We start from the raw sequence: 202 nt of genomic DNA, 5'->3' as shown, positions 1-202 counted from the left end.
TCCTGGCCGCCGAGGCGGGCCAGCAGCGCGGCCCAGCCGGCCAGCATGGTCATGAACAGGGTGGCGCCGTGGCGTCCGGCCAGGGCGCGCAGCTCGGCGCTGAGGGCGGCGGGCAGGGTCAGCGCGACGCTGGCGCCGGCGTAGCGCTGCACGGCCGGCCGTGGCCGGTCGGTGGGCAGGGCCAGCAGGGCGGGGGCGCCGT

At 80.7% G+C, this 202-nt stretch carries 1 protein-coding gene; it reads right to left on the bottom strand.

Annotated elements, in window-relative coordinates; all coding sequences use genetic code 11:
- On the bottom strand, nucleotides 1-202 hold a 202-nt coding region (locus KVP70_RS35980; protein WP_217946835.1), incomplete at both ends, for a condensation domain-containing protein.

Origin of the sequence: Duganella violaceipulchra (assembly GCF_019166075.1) — a bacterium.
GTDB lineage: Bacteria > Pseudomonadota > Gammaproteobacteria > Burkholderiales > Burkholderiaceae_D > Rugamonas > Rugamonas violaceipulchra.
Note: the sequence above shows the minus strand (reverse complement) of the source record. Positions and strands in the feature narration are given on the sequence as shown.